The sequence below is a fragment of the Microbacterium sp. LMI12-1-1.1 genome (assembly GCF_040676455.1).
GTDB lineage: Bacteria > Actinomycetota > Actinomycetes > Actinomycetales > Microbacteriaceae > Microbacterium.
Map to the genome: position 1 here is coordinate 1 of NZ_JBEGIA010000017.1, position 18,292 is coordinate 18,292.

At 64.8% G+C, this 18,292-nt stretch carries 15 protein-coding genes; 7 read left to right on the forward strand and 8 right to left on the reverse strand.

Features of this window, described 5'->3' with window-relative positions; all coding sequences use genetic code 11:
* The first annotated feature begins 1,501 nt into the window (after positions 1–1,501).
* On the forward strand, positions 1,502–2,431 hold the full coding sequence (locus MRBLMI12_RS21685; protein ID WP_363358256.1) for a VOC family protein: 930 nt from the start codon (positions 1,502–1,504) through the stop codon (positions 2,429–2,431).
* An 841-nt stretch (positions 2,432–3,272) separates the two neighbouring features.
* Here the strand turns inward: MRBLMI12_RS21685 and MRBLMI12_RS21690 are convergent.
* The 7 genes from MRBLMI12_RS21690 to MRBLMI12_RS21720 all read right to left on the reverse strand — a co-directional run bounded on the left by MRBLMI12_RS21690 (position 3,273) and on the right by MRBLMI12_RS21720 (position 11,556).
* Complete coding sequence (locus MRBLMI12_RS21690) at positions 3,273–3,851, reverse strand: TetR/AcrR family transcriptional regulator (RefSeq protein WP_363358257.1); 579 nt, start codon at positions 3,849–3,851, stop codon at positions 3,273–3,275.
* Positions 3,852–4,614: 763 nt separating this feature from the next.
* Entirely contained in the window at positions 4,615–7,005 is a 2,391-nt protein-coding gene (gene ppsA, locus MRBLMI12_RS21695) for a phosphoenolpyruvate synthase (RefSeq protein ID WP_363358258.1), read from the reverse strand.
* A gap of 49 nt (positions 7,006–7,054) precedes the next feature.
* Complete coding sequence (locus tag MRBLMI12_RS21700) at positions 7,055–7,912, reverse strand: pyruvate, water dikinase regulatory protein (protein WP_363358259.1); 858 nt, start codon at positions 7,910–7,912, stop codon at positions 7,055–7,057.
* 120 nt (positions 7,913–8,032) lie between these two features.
* Entirely contained in the window at positions 8,033–8,935 is a 903-nt protein-coding gene (locus MRBLMI12_RS21705; protein WP_363358260.1) for a dioxygenase, read from the reverse strand.
* Between the two features lie 13 nt (positions 8,936–8,948).
* The gene (locus MRBLMI12_RS21710; protein ID WP_363358261.1) at positions 8,949–10,010 is read right to left on the reverse strand and encodes a maleylacetate reductase; all 1,062 of its coding nucleotides are present in this window, start codon (positions 10,008–10,010) and stop codon (positions 8,949–8,951) included.
* On the reverse strand, positions 10,007–10,759 hold the full coding sequence (locus MRBLMI12_RS21715) for an alpha/beta fold hydrolase (RefSeq protein ID WP_363358262.1): 753 nt from the start codon (positions 10,757–10,759) through the stop codon (positions 10,007–10,009). Before MRBLMI12_RS21715 ends, MRBLMI12_RS21710 begins: the two co-directional genes overlap by 4 nt.
* Positions 10,759–11,556 (reverse strand): SDR family NAD(P)-dependent oxidoreductase, encoded by a 798-nt coding sequence (locus tag MRBLMI12_RS21720; protein WP_363358263.1) that lies wholly within the window; start codon positions 11,554–11,556, stop codon positions 10,759–10,761. Before MRBLMI12_RS21720 ends, MRBLMI12_RS21715 begins: the two co-directional genes overlap by 1 nt.
* 256 nt (positions 11,557–11,812) lie before the next feature.
* Between MRBLMI12_RS21720 and MRBLMI12_RS21725 the strand changes: the two genes are divergently transcribed.
* The 6 genes from MRBLMI12_RS21725 (at position 11,813) to MRBLMI12_RS21750 (ending at position 17,614) form a co-directional block, all read left to right on the forward strand.
* Positions 11,813–12,607 carry an ABC transporter ATP-binding protein gene (locus MRBLMI12_RS21725; RefSeq protein WP_363358333.1) on the forward strand — a complete coding sequence of 265 codons (795 nt, stop codon included), beginning with the start codon at positions 11,813–11,815 and terminating at the stop codon, positions 12,605–12,607.
* Positions 12,604–13,386 (forward strand): ABC transporter ATP-binding protein, encoded by a 783-nt coding sequence (locus MRBLMI12_RS21730; protein ID WP_363358264.1) that lies wholly within the window; start codon positions 12,604–12,606, stop codon positions 13,384–13,386. The genes MRBLMI12_RS21725 and MRBLMI12_RS21730 overlap by 4 nt, the downstream gene beginning before the upstream one ends.
* Complete coding sequence (locus MRBLMI12_RS21735; protein WP_363358265.1) at positions 13,383–14,270, forward strand: branched-chain amino acid ABC transporter permease; 888 nt, start codon at positions 13,383–13,385, stop codon at positions 14,268–14,270. Before MRBLMI12_RS21730 ends, MRBLMI12_RS21735 begins: the two co-directional genes overlap by 4 nt.
* Positions 14,263–15,408: a branched-chain amino acid ABC transporter permease gene (locus tag MRBLMI12_RS21740; protein WP_363358266.1), complete on the forward strand. Its 1,146-nt coding sequence runs from the start codon at positions 14,263–14,265 to the stop codon at positions 15,406–15,408. The genes MRBLMI12_RS21735 and MRBLMI12_RS21740 overlap by 8 nt, the downstream gene beginning before the upstream one ends.
* A gap of 1 nt (position 15,409) precedes the next feature.
* Positions 15,410–16,645: an ABC transporter substrate-binding protein gene (locus MRBLMI12_RS21745; protein ID WP_363358267.1), complete on the forward strand. Its 1,236-nt coding sequence runs from the start codon at positions 15,410–15,412 to the stop codon at positions 16,643–16,645.
* A gap of 78 nt (positions 16,646–16,723) precedes the next feature.
* Positions 16,724–17,614, forward strand: coding sequence for a LysR family transcriptional regulator (locus MRBLMI12_RS21750; protein ID WP_363358268.1), 891 nt, complete (start codon positions 16,724–16,726; stop codon positions 17,612–17,614).
* A 150-nt stretch (positions 17,615–17,764) separates the two neighbouring features.
* On the opposite strand, the gene MRBLMI12_RS21755 is transcribed toward MRBLMI12_RS21750, so the two are convergent.
* Complete coding sequence (locus tag MRBLMI12_RS21755; RefSeq protein WP_363358269.1) at positions 17,765–18,289, reverse strand: DoxX family protein; 525 nt, start codon at positions 18,287–18,289, stop codon at positions 17,765–17,767.
* Between the last annotated feature and the right edge of the window lie 3 nt (positions 18,290–18,292).

An 18,292-nucleotide genomic window follows, 5' to 3' on the forward strand; every position in this document is an offset into this window, starting at 1 on the left:
CGGAACCCCGTCCGCGACCAGCCGCCTGATCAACGCCCAATCTTCCAAGGAGATCACCCACCCAATCTGGTCTGGGTGGCCTAGTTTTCAAGCGTCGTTTTGGCCGGGTTCTCGAACGTCGCCGACACCGGGTACTCCGGAGCCTGCAACAGCGCAAATCCACTGACCGCACTTATTGCCTGACGTCATGGAAAGATCGCGTCCACGGACGCCCAGTCGTCACATAGAGATCCGAAACTGGACGAATCGTACCGTTGAGGACTAGCATCGTCCTGAGCGCGAAGAAGCATCCATCTCGATGAGGAGGTCCCAATGCTGAAGCCCCTCATTAAGGCGCACACCTCCATTAGGGCGCACACCTCGTCGAGAACTTGGCGATCCTTCAGGTGAACCACCGGGATCATCTGGGCGGCATCGGACAGGTGTGGATGAACGCATTCCCCGATCCGCGAGCCACCTATCGACCGGAGATGAGGCGGATGACTTTGGTGCGTCGACGTGTCTCGCGGAGGGCACGTTCGACTTCAGCGCGCTCGTCCGACCGCACGGCTCCTTGGCCGGCCTCTCTACGAGCGACCCCAGCACGGAAGCGATCTACGCCGACTAGCAGCGCGCATTCGACGACCTCGTCACGCGCCAACGGAAATCAGCCTCGACACACCGCGAATGGACCGATTACAGCGTGCTGTCGCCGATGGGGAAACGACAGGTGTCCTGCGCGGGCTCGAACCACCGGCCGCACTCTGCCGAGCTTTACACCCACAACGACTGCGAGTCCCAGAAGGCTCGACTGCCCGGCGAGAGCGATGAGGAACTCTTCGGACGCGATCTTGCAGGCGTCGAGCAGAAGCGGAATGGGATTGCACTTCACCTGGTTGTCCGGCCACGGTGGGCTCGTCGGTCCCTGCGACGACATCGAGTTGCTCGCCGTAGGCGTCCAGCACGACGGCGAGGCCGAGCTCACGATAGTCATAGCGCGTGGGGCGACCGCGGTACATGGCACCCGACGAAGCCGGCTAGTGTATCGCCGGGTACACCGTAGGCCAGGACATTCACACCGGCGATCTAGTCAGCCGAAGCGACATCAGGTGGAACGCGGACTGGATCGCGGAGCAGTAGCCCACATTCCACCAGGCGGGACCGTTCGTCGTGCGCCGCCAGTCCTTCCCCGACGGAATGCTCTGCAGAGGACCGTCGTCGTGGATGGAACGCATGCGGGACTGGCCCACGGACGACATATCTTCACCCCCGAGCAGTACCTGGTTTACGCCTCCGAAGGGCTCCGCGTACTGCCGGGAGACCTGCTCATGATGGACGGTGATCGTCTCCCGGCAACGGGCCCGTTCACGGCGGCCGCCGGCTCATCGAGGGCGACACCGCCACGCTCGCCATCACCGGCTTCGGCCAACAGAGTCACTCCGTTGTCGCCGAAGACTCTAGCGGTCGCACCCTTGGGCACACCGCTTTCCGATCCCTCCACCTCACGATAAGGAGCTGGTACATGCCTCGCATCGACCACCCGGTAGCCGACACCGCCGAAACCGTCCAGTGGAAGGGCCCCCTCGCGGGGACCGACCACACCACCATCCGCGTTCCCGATCTCAGCACGGCGGTCGCCTGGTACCGCTCGCTCCTCGGGCTCGTCGTAAAGGAACGCGCAGCGGGACGCGCGTTCCTCGCCAGCCCCGTCACCGGACGCGTGGTCCTCGCCCTCACCGAGACCGGTCACGGCCTCGAATACGTGAGCTTCCGCGCCCGCACGCCCGAGGTGTTTCAGGCACTAGGCGCGCGTCTTGACGCTGACGGAGTCGCTGTCCAGCAGAGGAAGTTCGTCGCCCGGCCGGGAGCCGACGACGCACTGCGCATCACCACTCCGGCCGGGCACGATATCGAGATCGTCCTGGCAACCGATGATGCGCCCGCTGCTCCCGTCGACGGCGAATACCGTCTGGGATCGGCCGACGTTCGCACAAGCCACCTTCAACTGCGTACGCCCGACGTGAAAGGCCTGACCGATTTCCTGAGTATCATCGGCTTCCGGTCTAGCATGTTCGTCCCCTCGCCCGATGGTCAGGGCTACTTCATGCAGTTCATGCGTGCGAACGACCTGCACCACCAAGTCGCGATCCTCACCGGCAAGGAGGGTACCCACCACGTCGCGCTTGAAGTCGACGAGATCGACTTCTGGGCGCTGCTCGATCACCTCACCGTGCTGAAGCGCCCCGCCGAGTACGGGCCCGTGCGCCATCACGAGGGCAATCTGCTCTCTTTCTACATCCGTGACCCTTTCGGAAACCGGCTCGAACTGGCCAGCACGATGGAAAAGGTCGGATACGACTACCAGCCCGTTGCCGACGGCCACCAGCCCTGGTACCACATGAACATGTGGGGCCCGCAGCCCCCGGAGAGCTGGGAGAACGAATGGATGTAATCGAGGCTCCAACCCTCTCTTGTTAAAAGTTCCGTGGGGATGACGGCCACGTCCTCCGCAGCCCTGACCGCAGTCGGCCGTCGCGGACGACTTCTCGCTCGCGATGACCGACAAAGATCTGCCTAGCCTTCCCAAGGCATAAGATGTGATTGCGCCTGGAATGCGCCTGAGCGTCACATCCTTCGGCAGCGAGGACCTCGAGATCCGCTTCATCCCAGTCCGCCAAATCGCGGCCCGCCGACTGTCTTCCCAGATGCAGCTCGACGGCTTCTCGACAGCCTGCAGAATGTCAGCGTCACTGAGCACGCCTGCACCACGGGTGGTGCTCGTGACCAGATTTCGTTCGTCACCAACCCGACCCGGTCCCGAGCTGGACGGCGCGACGATGCGGATGGTCGCGCCGGACCCCGCTGGCATGACGCGCATGCTGAACTTCGCCCGCCGCTTCGACGGCGGCGCAAATGCCATGATTCGTACAGAAGTACGGGTTTTCACCCACCAGCCTGCGCGGCACCGCAGGTCCCAACAAGTTCGCCACGGACCTCGATGACGTAGCTGCCGCGGACCAGTTGTCCGGCCACGTCAAGCCGCACATGTACGCGTTCGGCAGGTTGCTCGCGACGGCCGAGGCACCAGGCTACCAACGGAAGAGCTCCGGATGATTGCCCACAGCCCGGCACGACTCGATCGGGTGCCTGTTCTCAGCCGGTCGCCGCGATCTCCGCCCCGGTCACGCACGGGCAACAGCGTCTCGCTCGACCAGTACTCCTCTGACCCGGCCGGCGATGCTCGAGCCATTCAGTATGGGGTGGACGCGCCTCTGACGTTCTGGCGGACGACGTCAGCGGACGGCGATACCCTCCAAGGCGAGTTCGAAGGCTGCCGACACTGCTTTCTCGTCGAGGGACCCCTCCTGGAAGAGAAGCCGGAAATAGATGGTGGCGTAGATCCGTTCGGCGATGACGTCAACCGGCTGATCGTCTCGGATCGTTCCCTCTTCGATCGACCTCGCGATGAGACCACTTACCGCCTCCCGTCGTGGAAGCCAAAAATGCTTCTTGAATTCCTCCAGAGCGGACGCATCATACTGACACTCCGCAATCAGCTGCGCCATGAGCCGCCCCTCAAGCCCCTGATAGACGGCTGCAAGCGAGAGTAAATGTTGGCGAAGGGCGTCCAGCGCCGGCAGATCCTGGCGCACTGGCGTGGCGAGAATGTGGTTCTCTAAGAAGGTGTCAATGATGACCGCGGTCTTGTTCGGCCACCACCGGTAGATCGTCGTCTTGCTGACCCCCGCTTCGCGGGCGATGCGTTCGATAGACAGTTGCTGAATCGAGACCGAATCCGGTTCGCGATCATTTAGCAGCTTCATCGTCGTCCGGAGGATCGCCTGCCTGCTCTGCTCGCTACGGATTGCCACAGTCGCCTCCTCTTGTTAGCTGCGTTGTCCGATACGATACGTCCACGCACGACGTATTGACGTCACGCCACGACGGATGCTTCCCATTGGCGCGCGCAGGTTGAATGGGAATCGGAGTAACTGGCTCGTCGCGTGCGACGGTGTGGTCGCCCCGAAATCCAGCGGCATCGAAGGAGTTGGCCATCAATCAGGCGATGCTCGCCATTCCCGCCGGTTGGCTTGCTCGGCCTCGTAATCCTCACCTCACCACGAGCGGCGGCGCCTGCCTTTCTCAGATCTTGATGCTCCTATGGTGTCAACTAACCGACTTGACACCATAGGAGCATCAGAAACCGACAAGTCACGAAAGTTCACGTTCCGACGATCGGGACGGTCTGATCTAGCAACGTCCCGTCGTGCAGGCATCAACGTTGGTATGCGCCAGTCGTCGGGCCGAAGAGAGAGGGCCGACTTAGCGTTTTCCGAGCGACGACGGCGTCCGCCGCGCAGCGCGACCGGACGTGCACGTCCAGCAGGTACTCAAACTCAATACCTTCTGATTCGTGGGCGGCGACTTCTCGGCGGATGTCCGCACGGTTCCGCGGACGTAGGGGCTCGGTTCACATTGGTGGGCACGTCCTCACGCCACCCTTCATCGAGCAGCGCTGACCCGCGTGCATCGGGACTTAATTGAGGGAGGTCAATTGTCGTGAGTTTGACTCGACGGATTTCCGAGCGACGGTCCGAGCGAAATGAACGCGCCTCTCAACGGACGTGGATGTCGCTAAACCGGTGACAGGACCGACTCTCGCTTCGCAAGTCTCAACCACGTCTCCACGACGGTGTCTGGGTTCAGTGACATGGATTCGATGCCTTGTTCGACGAGCCAGTCGGCCAGGTCAGGGTGGTCGCTGGGACCCTGGCCGCAGATGCCGACGTACTTGCCGGCGCGTGCGCACGACTCGATGGCCATCGACAGCATCTTCAGTACGGCGGGGTCGCGTTCGTCGAAGGTTGCGGCGACGAGCGCCGAGTCGCGGTCAAGGCCGAGGGTGAGCTGGGTCATGTCGTTGGAGCCGATGGAGAAGCCGTCGAAGTACTCGAGGAACTCATCGGCGAGCACGGCGTTGGAGGGCAGTTCGCACATCATGATCACGCGTAGGCCGTTCTCACCGCGTCGCAGTCCGTTCTCGGCGAGCAGGTCGATGACGGCGGCAGCCTCGCCGAGGGTGCGTACGAACGGCACCATGATAGCGATGTTGGTCAGCCCCATCTCGTCCCGGACGAACTTCAGGGCCTCGCACTCCATATCGAAGCAGGCACGGAACTCGTCGGAGATGTATCGGGAGGCGCCGCGGTATCCGATCATGGGGTTCTCCTCGTGCGGCTCGTACAGATCGCCGCCGAGCAGGTTCGCGTACTCGTTGGACTTGAAGTCCGACAGTCGCACAATCACCGGTTCCGGGGAGAACGCAGCCCCGAGCATGGACACGCCTTCGGCGACGCGTTTGACGAAGTACTCCCGCGGAGAAGCGTACGCGCTAATCCGTTCGGCGATCTCTGCGCGCAGTGGCGGCGCGAGCGTGTCGAACTCGAGCAGGGCGCGGGGGTGGATTCCAATCTGACGGTTGATCACGAACTCCAGTCGCGCCAGCCCGACTCCCCGGTTGGGGAGCTTGGAGAACGAGAACGCCTGGTCGGGGGTGCCGATGTTGAGCATGATCTTCACCGGACTCTTGGGCATCGCATCGAGTTGGGTGACGAGCTCCTCGAATTTGAGGATGCCCTGGTACACGAACCCGGTGTCGCCCTCGGCACACGACACCGTGACCTCTTGCCCGTCGCTGAGCACCCGTGTGCCATCGCCGGTGCCGACCACGGCGGGGATGCCGAGCTCGCGGGCGATGATCGCGGCGTGGCAGGTCCGGCCGCCGCGGTTGGTGACGATTGCGGAGGCGAGCTTCATGATCGGCTCCCAATCCGGATCGGTCATGTCGGCCACGAGCACATCGCCCGCCTGGAACTGGTCCATCTGCGCGATGGAGGGCATCACGCGGACCGCGCCGGCCCCGATCTTCTGACCGATGGCACGACCTTCGGCGGCGATGGCGCTAGTACCTTCGAGCACGAACCGGCGCATCACGTTGCCGTCGACGCGGGACACCACTGTTTCGGGGCGGGCCTGCAGGATGTAGATCTCGCCGTCGACCCCGTCCTTGCCCCACTCGATGTCCATCGGCCGGCCGTAGTGCTCCTCAATGATCAGCGCTTGCCGCGCCAGCTCCTCCACCTCGGCATCCGTGATGCTGAACCGGGCCCGATCCGGTGCGGCGACATCCGTGAAGAGGGTGCTGCCACCGACGTGGCGGCCGTGTGCGTAGACCATCTTGATGGCCTTCTCCCCCACCGATCGCTTCAGGATCGCCGGCCGGCCCGCCTGAAGGGCCGGTTTGTAGACGTAGAATTCGTCTGGGTTTACTGCGCCCTGCACGACCGCCTCCCCGAGCCCGTAAGAACTGGTGATGAACACCGCTTGGTCGAACCCAGACTCGGTGTCGACGGTGAACAGCACCCCAGAGGCCCCGACATCCGCCCGCACCATCCGCTGCACACCCGCCGACAGCGCCACATCATGATGGTCGAAGCCGTGGTGCACCCGGTAGGCGATCGCGCGGTCGTTGTAAAGGGACGCGAATACGTTGCGGATGGCGAGCAGGATGTTCTCGATGCCGCTGATGTTGAGGAAAGTCTCCTGCTGGCCGGCGAACGACGCATCCGGGAGGTCCTCGGCAGTCGCGCTCGACCGCACAGCCCACGATACGAACTCCGGCTGTGGGTCGCCGGCGACCAGGCGGGTGTATGCCCCGCGGATCGACTTCTCGAACGCAGGCGAAAAAGGCTGCGCCAGGATCCAGTCCCGCACGTTCGCACCGACCCGCGCCAGCTCGCCCACGTCCGCGACGTCCAGCGCTTCGACAGTCTTGCGGATCCGGTCATACAAGCCGTTGGCAGCGAGAAACTCCCGGTACGCGTCCGCAGTCGTTGCAAAGCCGCCCGGCACGCGCACCCCCGCCCCTGACAGATTCGAAACCATCTCACCCAGCGATGCGTTCTTGCCGCCGACCTGCGCGATATCCGCCATACCGACCTGGCTGTACCAAAGGATGTTCGTCATGAAGACTCCTGATCTGTGATCTCGGGGTACTGAACGGAAGAGGGAGACGTCAACTGCGCAGCCGCATCGATTGCATGATCACGGCGGACATCTCCTCGACCGACTTAGTGGAGGAGTTGAGGAACGGCACACGGTTGCGCCGGTAGAGGTCCTCAGCGCGACGCAGTTCGAGGGTGCACTGCGCGAGGCTGGAGTACACCGAGTTCGGGCGTCGCTCGTGTCGCACCCGACTCAGCCGCAGCGGCGTCGTGGTGAGGCCAAAGCACTTCGACGCATATCTATTGACCGTCCGGGGCAGGTCGTCGGTGGGAAAGTCGTCATCGGTCAGCGGGTAGTTGGCGACCAGCAGCCCGTACTGCAATGCGAGGTACATCGTCGTCGGCGTCTTGCCGCAGCGAGACGGCGCGATGATGATCACGTCGGCGATGTCAAGCGCGCGGCCGCTCTGGCCATCGTCGTGCTCGATCGCGTACTCGACCGCGCGCATCCGTGCGAAATACCGCTCGATGTCGCCCACGCCGTGGAACTGGCCGAGTTGTTCGGACCGTGTGATTCCTAGCGCGACCTCGAGCTCGGTCAGGTGTCCTCCCAGGAGGTCGACCACGACAGCGCCCGGAACGTGCAGCTCAGCAAGGATGTCCGCCGACTTCACGGTCGTGAAGATGACTGGCTGCACCCCCGTCTCGCTGACACGTAGGACGTCCCGGGCGACGGCTTGCGCGCCTTCCCGCGTGTCGACGAACGGGATCGTATGGCGGTGGAACGGCATTCCGGGAAAGTTCGCAAGAAGCGCGCTGCCGAGCGTCTCTGCAGTGATTCCCGTGCTGTCAGAGACGAAGAACACCGCCCGGGCCGGGGACTGCGAGCCGGTGTCGGACAAGGAGATGGCCAGTTGGTCCGCATCCATGAGTGCTCCTCTCCGGAATGTCGCGGTCTACAGCCAGCGTACGGAGGACTTTGGATGCTATTGAACGCGCTCAGGGGATCAAGAACCGCAGAAATTACCACTCGCGCATGCCGACGGACTTTACCTCACGTGGTGCGGGTCCGACGGCGCCATAACGATGTCGAAGCGCACCTCGCTCCACCCACGCTGTCCCACGTCCCGCCCGTCTGGCGTTACGTCGCCGCTGTCGTGGCGAAGAAAGTCCTTGATCAAGGACTCCTTCACCCCGAAGACGCTGTCTTTCCAGCCGATCTCGTCTCCACGGACGAAGATGTGGGTCACCAGGCGGCGGTACCCGGGGGCGGTCACCATGAAGTGCAAGTGAGACGCACGCATCGGGGACCTTCCGACGGCACGGAGCATGCGGCCCACCGGGCCGTCATCGGGAATCGGATACGGGGTCGGCGTGAGACCCCAGAACCGGTACTGGCCGGCCTCGTCAGCGAAGAGGTGTGCTCTTGCCGCCGTTCGCCCATCGTCGTACTGGACGTCGTAGAGACCTTCGTCGTCGGCTTCCCAGACCTCGATCCGAGCACCCGGAAGCGGCCGCCCGCTGATATCGGTCACCGATCCGGAGACCCAGCACGGTTCACCGGCCGCTCCGAAGGCCATGTCGCCGCCATGATCGATCACGGGCGCGTCATCGACGAAGAACGGTCCGAACACCGTCGCCTCGGTGGCGTCGCCGTAGGCGGCGTTATTGACACCAATGACCTGCATCGACGCGCCCAACACGTCCGAGAGGAGAACGAATTCCTGTCTCCAGTCGGTCGTCGTGTGTCCGACATCCGTTAGAAATGCGATCCCCGCGTTCCACTCCTCCTCGGTCAGTCGAGTGTCGCGGATGAATGCATGCAGATGGGCGGTCAAGGACTGCAGGATCTCTCGCAGACGCGGATCCGCTGCCTGGTCGAACGAACGGAGGACGGTTTGGGTAAGTTGCTGCTCCCGCTCCACCTGCTCGGGGGTGATGTCGTCTGTCATGATTTCTCTCCGCTCACCGGACCGGTTCGCCTGCCCACGCGGCATGCAGCAGCGATTCCAGGCTCTCCTGCGTCACCGGTCGAGGATTCGTCGCAGGGATGCTGGGCAGGATGATTCCGGCTGCCTCCGGGATCGCCAGCCGCTCGAAGCCGATTTCCCGCAGCGATCGCGGGGCACCGAGTTCCCGCGCCAGGGAAGCGACAGCAGCGGCCGGCGACGCGGCAGAGCCGAGGACGTCCTGGAGCCGTCGTGCAGCATGAGGTGCGAAGGGAACGTTGTACTCCGTCACGTAGCCGATGACGACCGCGTGCGTCTCCGCGTGCGGAAGCCCGAAGGTTCCGCCGAGTGCATGGCAGATCTTGTGGTGCATCCCCGAGCCGGCGGAGGCGAAGGCGACGGCGGCGAGATAGGCGCCGTATAAACATTGCTCACGTGCGGGGAGGTCATGAGCATCAGCGTGCACGGACCGAAGGCCTGGCACCAGGATACGCAGTCCTTCTGACGCGAGCGCGGCATTGATCGGGTCCGCACGAGGTGCCCAGAACCCGTCGATCGCGTGCGCGACCGCGTTGAGGCCGCTCGTGACCGCCAGACGTGCGGGCAGGTCGGCCATCAGTGAGGCGTCGTACACGATGATTTTGGGCAGGACTCCGTCGTCAATCCCGGTGGTCTTGCGATCCGCTTCTGTGAGCCCCCACACGTTGGTTGCCTCAGACCCGGCGAACGTCGTCGGAACAGCGACGATGGGAAGCCCTGTATCTCGGGCTACGATCTTGGCCAGACCGGTGGCTGAACCGCCGCCGATCGCGACGACAGCATCGGCACGCGAAGCTTTCGCGCGTGCGACGGCCGCACGGGCGTTAGCGACCGGCACGTGCTGAACCACCTCGTCGATCCGGTCGACGACGTTCACGAGAGCACTGATCGCATCGGCGATCTCAACGGCGAATGCGTCGGAAATGAGCAGGATCCGCTGAGCGCCGAGCGTGGACACCGCTAGCGCGGTGTTGTCGGCAGCGGCGCCCGCACCGAACAGGACCCGCTGCCCGAGAGTGACATGGTCGAAAGAGATCATCGCGCATCCCCCCTGCCACTGATGCCCAGCAGCCAGCTCAGGAGTGCGGAGGCGACCATCGCAGGCGCTTCGACCGGCGACAGGTGTCCGATGCCATCGAGAACGCGCAGCCGGGCCTCAGGAATGAGCGCTGCCATCTCTTCGCTGAGCCGAGGCGGCGTGATGGCGTCGGCGCTTCCAGCTACGACGAGCACGGGGATGCCAAGATTTGCCAATTCGGCGCGGCGATCGCCGCGATCCGCGACCGCGCGCTGCTGGATGACGAAGACATCCGGGCCGAGGTCGATGGCCATCCTCGCGGCGAGAGCTGCGATTTCCGGACGATCGGGTGCGACAGCCGCGCTGATACGAGCAGCTACCGCCTCGAACTGGCCCGATGCGACTGCGTCGATCGCGGCGAGGGAGTTGGCGCGGCGATCCGGCGGCGCCGCGATCGCGGAGGTGTTCAGCAGCGCCAGTCCGAGAACGCGCTCGGGGTGATTCAGGGCGATCTCCAGAGAGACGTATCCGCCCATCGAGTTTCCCGCGAGGTAGAACCGGTCGGGGGCCCGCTCGAGCACGGATGCCGCCATCGCAGCGATCGTTTCTCCCTCGCCGCGCAGAACGCGGCACTCGACGAGGCCGTCAACGCGCTCGACGAGCGGCTGCCACAGTCGCTCGTCCGATCCGAGCGCAGGGAGCAGTATCAGCGGATGCTCAATCATGCCGGTCTCCACCGACGTGTCGCCGTGTCGGCTGCCCGCGCTCATCACGCGGCCGCGCCGTCGACGCTAAGGATGGCACCGGATGTGAATCCGGCTTGCGGCGAGACGAGATAGGCGACTGCGGCGGCGACCTCCTCACCGGTGCCCGGTCGACCCATCGGTATGGAGTCGCGAATCGCCGCCTGCGATTCGGAGCTGAGCGACGAGAACATCGTCCGGATGCGACCCTCTTGCGGAACGATCAGGCCCGGCGAGAGAGCGTTTACCGTGATGCCGCTCAGAGCCAGGTCCTTCGCGAGCTGCTTGGTGAAGCTGTTGACGGCGCCCTTGGACGTCGCGTAGGCGAGCCTCGCGCCCACCGTCCCCGTCGGTCCTGCGATTCCCTGCGAGATGCCGGATGAGAAGTTCACGATCCGGCCGAAATTCCGGCGACGCATGATCGGCACGGCGTGCCGAGCGCAGAGGAATGCGCTCGTGATGTTGTTGCGCAGGACGGTGGTCCACGCGTCGAGCGATAGTTCCTCGATATCACGCACCGGAACAGTGCCACTGCCGCCGGCGGTGTTCACGAGCGCGTCCACCCGACGCCATCTTGCCTCGATCTCAGTGAACACCTCCGCGACTCTCGCTTCGTCGGACAGATCAAGCGCGTGCGTCCGGGCTTCCGCTTCGGGATGCAGGTGCGACAGCCGCTCGGCGACGGCCGCGAGGCCCTCTTCCTGCACGTCCAGGAGCGCGACTGAGAACCCATCGGCCGAGAGGCGCTCGGCGATCTGAGCCCCCAGTCCGTGTGCAGCGCCCGTGATTACGGCGACAGGACGGTCGGAAATGGCATCGGTCATGCGTAACGCTCCTTTGCGCGGGCGGCATCGCGGCCCTCTCAGGTATCAGTTTCGCCGTGAAGGTTGCAATACATCAAATACGTACTACGCGCACCATTCATACGCTCAGTGAATATGACTGAGATCCTCGCGTCTGCCAGACGCCTTATACCTACGGCGCATGATGTGGACGCAATTTCGCTCTTGTACAACTGACCGCAAGGTCGCGAATACTGGCGATGGCTCACGCCGCCGACGATCAAGGGAGATTCGGTCAGTGCTCGAAATGGAAGATGTGTCCGTGACCTACGGCGGCGTCCTGACGGCGCTGCACGGGGTCTCGCTGACGGTACCCGAGGGCTCGTGCGTCGCCCTGCTCGGCGCAAACGGCGCAGGCAAGACGACAGTGCTGCGTGCGATCTCCCGCAACCTGAGCCGACACGGGGCACGGCTGACTGACGGACGCGTGCGCTTCGACGGCATCGACCTCGCGCGCACGTCGATGTCGGAAGTCGTCGCCCGAGGACTCGTGCAGGTCCCGGAGGGCCGTCGCATTCTCGGGCGCCTGAGTGTCGAAGAGAACCTGCGCGTCGGCGGGATGCGTCGCGGTCGCAAGGCTGCCGCCGCGGCCCGCGAGCGCGTGTACGGCATCTTTCCCCGGCTGGCGGAGCGACGGCATCAGCAGGGTCTTCTGCTGTCGGGCGGGGAGCAGCAGATGCTCGCGATCGGACGTGCGATGATGGCCGGTCCGAAGCTGCTGATGCTCGACGAGCCTTCGCTGGGACTCGCGCCCATCATCGTGGGCCAGGTCGCCGATGTGATCAGGCAGATCAACGCCGAAGGCACCTCGGTGCTTCTGATCGAGCAGAACGCGGCCATGGCGCTGTCGGTGGCCTCTTCTGCGTATGTGTTGGAGTTAGGACGAGTGTCGCTGTCGGGAGCATCCGGCGAACTGACCGAGACCGACACGATTCGCCATCTCTACCTCGGCCATTCGGGTGGCGAGGTCTCTGCCGGGTCGGTCGCGTTCGCCACCACTCTTCAGCCGTGGTCGGGGAACGGACCATCATGACGGATCCGCTGCTCGAGGTCAGTGGGTTGGTCGTACGCTTCGGTGCCGTCCAAGCGCTCTCGGAGGTCTCTTTCGCCGTGTCCGCAGGATCGATCCACTCCATCATCGGACCCAACGGCGCCGGCAAGTCATCGCTTCTGAACGTGCTGTCAGGCCTGTATCGCGCGGCATCCGGCACGGTGTCGTGGAACGGCGAAAGCCTCATCGGGATGCGGCCCGATCAGATCGCACGACGCGGGATCGGAAGGTCGTTCCAGAACGTCGGGCTCGCCAGCCAGGAGAGCGTCGCCGAGAACATCATGTTCGGCAGGCACTTGCTGATGACGACGGGGATGCTCGCGAACGGACTGGGGCTGCCCGAAGCGCGCCGTCAGGAGCGCGCTCATCGCAAGCGGGTCGCCGAGATCGCCGAGTTCGTCGGTCTGACGCCCTGGCTCGACTCACCTGTGGCCGAGCTGTCGTACGGGCACCAGAAGCGAGTCGACCTGGCCCGGGCTTTGGCAACTGAGCCGCGCATGCTCCTGCTGGACGAGCCCGCGGCCGGCATGAATGCGAGCGAGAAGGGTGAGATCGCCCGGCTCATCCGCTCGGTGGTCGACTCGCTCGGAATGACGGTTCTGCTGGTGGAGCACGACATGGAGATGGTGATGGGACTGTCGCATCGGATCACAGTCCTCAACTTCGGTCGCGTGATCGCCGAGGGCACTCCCTCCCAGATTCAGGCAGACCCAGAAGTCATCGGCGCCTACCTCGGCGGCACCGCGGAGGTACCTCAGTGAACGTGGTCCCCACCCTCATCATGGGCCTTTCGCTCGGATGCACCTACGCACTCGTCGCGCTGGGCATCGTGATTCTGCACAAGGGGTCGCAGGTACTCAACCTCGCGCACGGCAGCATCGCCGTTCTCGGTGCATACGTTGCGGCGCGACTGTCAGGGTACATCGGGTTCTACACCGCCGCCCTCGTGGGCATCGCCGCCGCCGCCTTATTCACTCTTCTCGTCGATCGCGTTCTGATCAACCGGATTCGCAATGCGCCGGTGCTCTCTCTCGCCGTCATGACGGTCGGTGTGGAAGTCATTCTGCAGACCTGGCTGACCGGCAGCATCGGAATCGACATCCTGCAGCTCGGGCAACCGTGGGGAACGGATTCGGTCGTCATCCTCGGTGCCGTCGTGCCGTGGAATCGCATCATCACCATCGGCGTCACAGTCGTGGTCGTCTCGGGGTTCATCCTGGCGTTCCGGTTCTCGAACTGGGGGGTGGCGATGCGCGCGGCGGCCGAAGATCGCGAAACCGCGGAACTCGTCGGGCTCAAGCTCAGCAAGATCACCATGGTCACCTGGGCCACCGCCGGCGGCCTGGCTGCGTTGGCCGGCATCCTCCTGACCGGTGCGCCGGCCCCGGGCCTCACGCCCGCGCTCCCGGTCATCGTGCTGAGCGCCTTCGCAGCTGCTCTCATCGGCGGCATCGACTCCGTCGCGGGAGCACTCGTCGGAGGGCTGATCGTCGGGATGATCCAGGCCGTCACGATCACCTACCAGGATGCTCTTTCCTTCCTCGGCCTCGGCCTGAGCGATGCGGCGGCCTTCATGGTGATGTTCGTCGTCCTGGTGGCGCGGCCCCAGGGTCTGTTCGGAAGAAGGGAAGCGGTCCGTGTCTGACCTTCTGGAAGTGAGCCCGGCCTCAACGAGCACAAGCGCTCCGAATCGACGGGCCAAGCGCCGCAAGGTGGCGCTCGGCGCGGCCATCGCCGTCGGCGCGCTCGTCGTCGTTGCGCTCCCTCTGTATCTGCCTGCATTCTGGCTCCAGCTCGGCTTCACCGTCTGCGCTCTGGCGGTCGGCACGATCGGGCTGTCGATGCTGGCCGGTACCGGGCAGCTTTCACTCGGCATGCCGTTCTTCATGGCGATCGGCGCGCTGACGTACGTCACCCTGGCCAGCGCATCCGATCCGGAGTCCGGATACGCAGGAATGGGGTGGCCGCCCGCACTGGCAATCATCGCCGCAGTGCTCGCCTCGGGTGCCGCTGGTCTCCTCTTCTCACCGATCGCCGCGCGCCTGAAGGGCATCTACCTCGCGATGGCGAGTTTCGGCCTGGTGATCCTCGCCGAGCACATCTTCAACAACGCCGTCCCGCTCAGCGGCGGCTACCAGGGGCGCCGCACGCCGGACTTCGAACTCTTCGGCATCGTCTTCGGTCGTTCTGCCGACCCTGTGATGGTGTTGGGGGTCCCCTTCGGACGTCAGGAATGGCTGTGGTACCTGGGGGTCGCCTGCGTCGCCGCCGTGGTCGCCTTCTCGCTCAACGTCATGCGGTCTCGTCCTGGCCGAGCACTGAAGCTCATCGCCGCTGGTGAACTGTCGGCGTCTGCTGGAGGAGTCCACGTGACGGCATACCGTGCGCGACTGTTCTGCCTCTCCTCGATGTACGCAGGTCTGAGCGGAGTGCTCTTCGCTCTCTCGATCGGCAGCATCGCCCCGTCGTCCTTCAACGTCGAGCTCGCACTGCGCACCCTGGCCATCATCGTGATCGGCGGCATGGGATCGATCGGCGGCGCGGTGGCGGGCACGGCGTTCGTGGTGTGTCTGCCTGTGCTGCTGCAGCCGGCGTTGGCGGGAATGACCTTCCTCGAATCGGCGGACGTCAGCACAGCGCAGCTCTCGAGGTACGTCTACGGCGCGGCGATCATCGCCGTCCTCCTCTTCTGGCCGCGAGGTTTCGCGGGCGTGTGGGGATCACTCACGGCGGTGCTCCGACGTCGGCGCACCGACCACCTGGCCCGACAAGAAAGTGAATGACATGCACACATCACAGCCCCTCATCCGCACCCTGGCGATCACAGGCATCGCCCTTCTCGCCCTGACCGCATGCAGCGCCAAAGGCGCGACGGCCACCACGAGCAGCGAGCCTGACGCCGTGAAGACCGGCGCTGGCATCGTCGGCGACACGATCAGCCTCGGTGTCGTCTCGGACTACAGCGGGCCGTTCTCACCATTGGCGACGGCTGCGCTCGACGGCATCCAGACCTTCTGGGATCAGCAGAACGGTGACGGCGGAGTCTGCGGCACTTACCAGGTCGAGCTGGTCGTTCGCGATCACGCGTCCAACGCCCAGCAGTCCGCTGCGATGTATCAGGAGATCGGGCAGGATGTGCTCGCGTACCAGGACTATTCCGGAGCGGCGCAGATCGGTGCGATCCTCCCCGACCTCGAAGCCGACGGGCGCCTCATGCTCGCCAACTCTGCGACCAAACAGCTCATCGACAGTCCGCTCATCCTGATCCCGGCGGCCTTCATCGGGACGGACGCCCAGATCAGCCTGTCGTGGCTGCTGGACAGCGGCACCCTCCAGAAGGGCGACACGTTCGCCACGATCCATCAGGAGACCGACTTCGGCGAGCAGGCGAACGAGGGAGCCGACGAATTCGCGGACGAGCACGGATTGACTGCGTTGTCGTACCAGATCAAGCCGACCGACACCGACATGACGGCGGCCGTCACGGATGCGATTGCGAACGGTGCGCAAGTCATCGTGGCCGGCGTCGCACCGGGCCAAACCGCATCGATCGCGACCGTGCTGCAGAGCGCGGGTTCGGACATTCCCATCGCCGGGGTCTATTCGAGCTTCGTGCCGGCGCTGCTGGACACGCCCGCGGCCGGCTACCTGACCGAGCACATGACTCTCAGCTCGTACATCGCGACGTTCGAGGCCGGCCCGGGCGCCGAGCTTTATGCGACACTGAGCGCCGAAGAGGAGGCGCCGGTGACGGCGAACGCGGTTCAGGGTTACCTCAGCGCAACGCTCATGAGCAGCATCCTCGAAGCAGCCTGCGCCGCCGGAGACCTGACGCCTGAAGGGGTGGCAGCTCAGCGTTTCGAGCTCGGTCCCACTGACTTCGATGGCCACAAGGTCACCTTCGACTACAGCAACGTGGGCGAGTCTCCGACCAACGAGGCCTTCATCGTCCACCCGGACGCCGCTGTGGACGGCGGCCTGTCCACGATCTCGGACGGACCGTTCACGCTCTCGAAGTGAACACCGAGGGGGCGGCGGCAGCGTCGTCGCCTCCTCGGCTTCGCCGACGGACCAGTTGGGCGACCACGGAGGAGGCACATGGAACTTCGTGAACTCGACTGGTTCATCGCCCTCGCCGAGACGGAACACGTGACCGTCGCGGCCGCACGGCTGCACATCAGTCAGCCCACTCTCTCCCGCGCGCTGGCTCGAATCGAGCGGACGATGGGCGTCCGACTCTTCGACCGCCACCAGAATCGCCTCCGGCTGAACAAGTACGGCGAGATCTTCCTGGCCCACGTCGTCCGCGCGATGAACGAGATCGCCCAGGCTGAGGAGCGCATCGGCACGCTCGTCGATCCCGACCGGGGCGTCATCTCGCTGGGGTTCCTTCACTCGTTCGGCAGCTGGCTCGTTCCGGACCTTCTCACCCGATACCGCAGCCTCGCCCCCTCGACGTCCTTTGAGCTGCACGGTGCCGCCGCAGATTCGGTCGTCGACGATGTGCGCAGCGGTCGGCTCGACATCGGCTTCGTCGCGCCTCGACCGGCGGCAGACGATCTGGTCTGGATTCCGCTTGGACGCGAAGACCTGTGTGTAGCGCTGCCGCCCGGGCACCGGTTCACCGGTCGCGAGAGCATCTCCGTCCTCGAGTTGGGTGCGGAGCCACTCGTTGCCCTTCGCCCCGGCTATGGTGTGCGGCAGGTCGCCGACCGTATCTTCCGGGATGCCGGAATCCTCCCGAGAGTTGAGGTTGAGGTCACCGAGCTGTCGACCCTCCGCGCACTGGTGAGCGCGGGGATGGGGCTCGGCCTACTCCCCGCGTCACGCGGAGGCGAACAGACGCTCGCCACCGTGCGCATAGCCGACGCCGCCGCCTTCCGCGACTATGGGGCGATCGCCCGGCCGTTCGGTCCCAGCGGTCAAGCCGGCCTGCGCTTCCTTCACTTCTTGACGGATCTCGCGACGGGTCCTGTAGAGCGGCCCTGAGGAGGCATGGCGGCTCCGCGGGAGCCGCACGCCGGTTCGGCTCGATGCGTCACGACCTCATCGGCGACATCGGGCAGTGACAGGCAGAAGGCCCTCAATGCACGCGCATTGAGGGCCCATTTCTGTGCACGTCTGTGGCAGACGCCGAATTCACACCCTGTCTTTCAGCTGCCGTCGGGCACGCAGGACGGGGACGGATGCCGCGGCGGCGGCGCCGAGGATGGCTCCAGGCCCAGCGAACACGAACACTGAGGAGCCGGTGGGCGCGTACCACGCCGCGTCCAGGATGGCATCCAGCGACCAGGCGCCCGGACCAGTCAGCGCGACGACGGCACCCGTGCCTGCCAGCACGAGCGGATACTCGCCTCCGCCGACCGAATTCCACAGCCGTCCCTTGAACTGCGTCAGGGACAGTCCCGCCACGAGCATAACGACGATTGTCACTGCCGCGGCCAGCGGGGAGAGCAGACCCGAGATCAGCAGGAAGGCGGCGGTGAGCTCCGCACTACCGGCGAGCAACACCATCAGCGCCGCCGGGCGGTGGCCCAGGTCGGCGAACATCTCTGAGGACTTGGCGCGTCCGGGACCCCCGAACCAGCCGCAGAGCTTCTGCGTCGCGTGTACAAACAGGACCGCCGCCAGCAGCGCCCTCAGCACCAGGAGTCCGGCATCCATGTG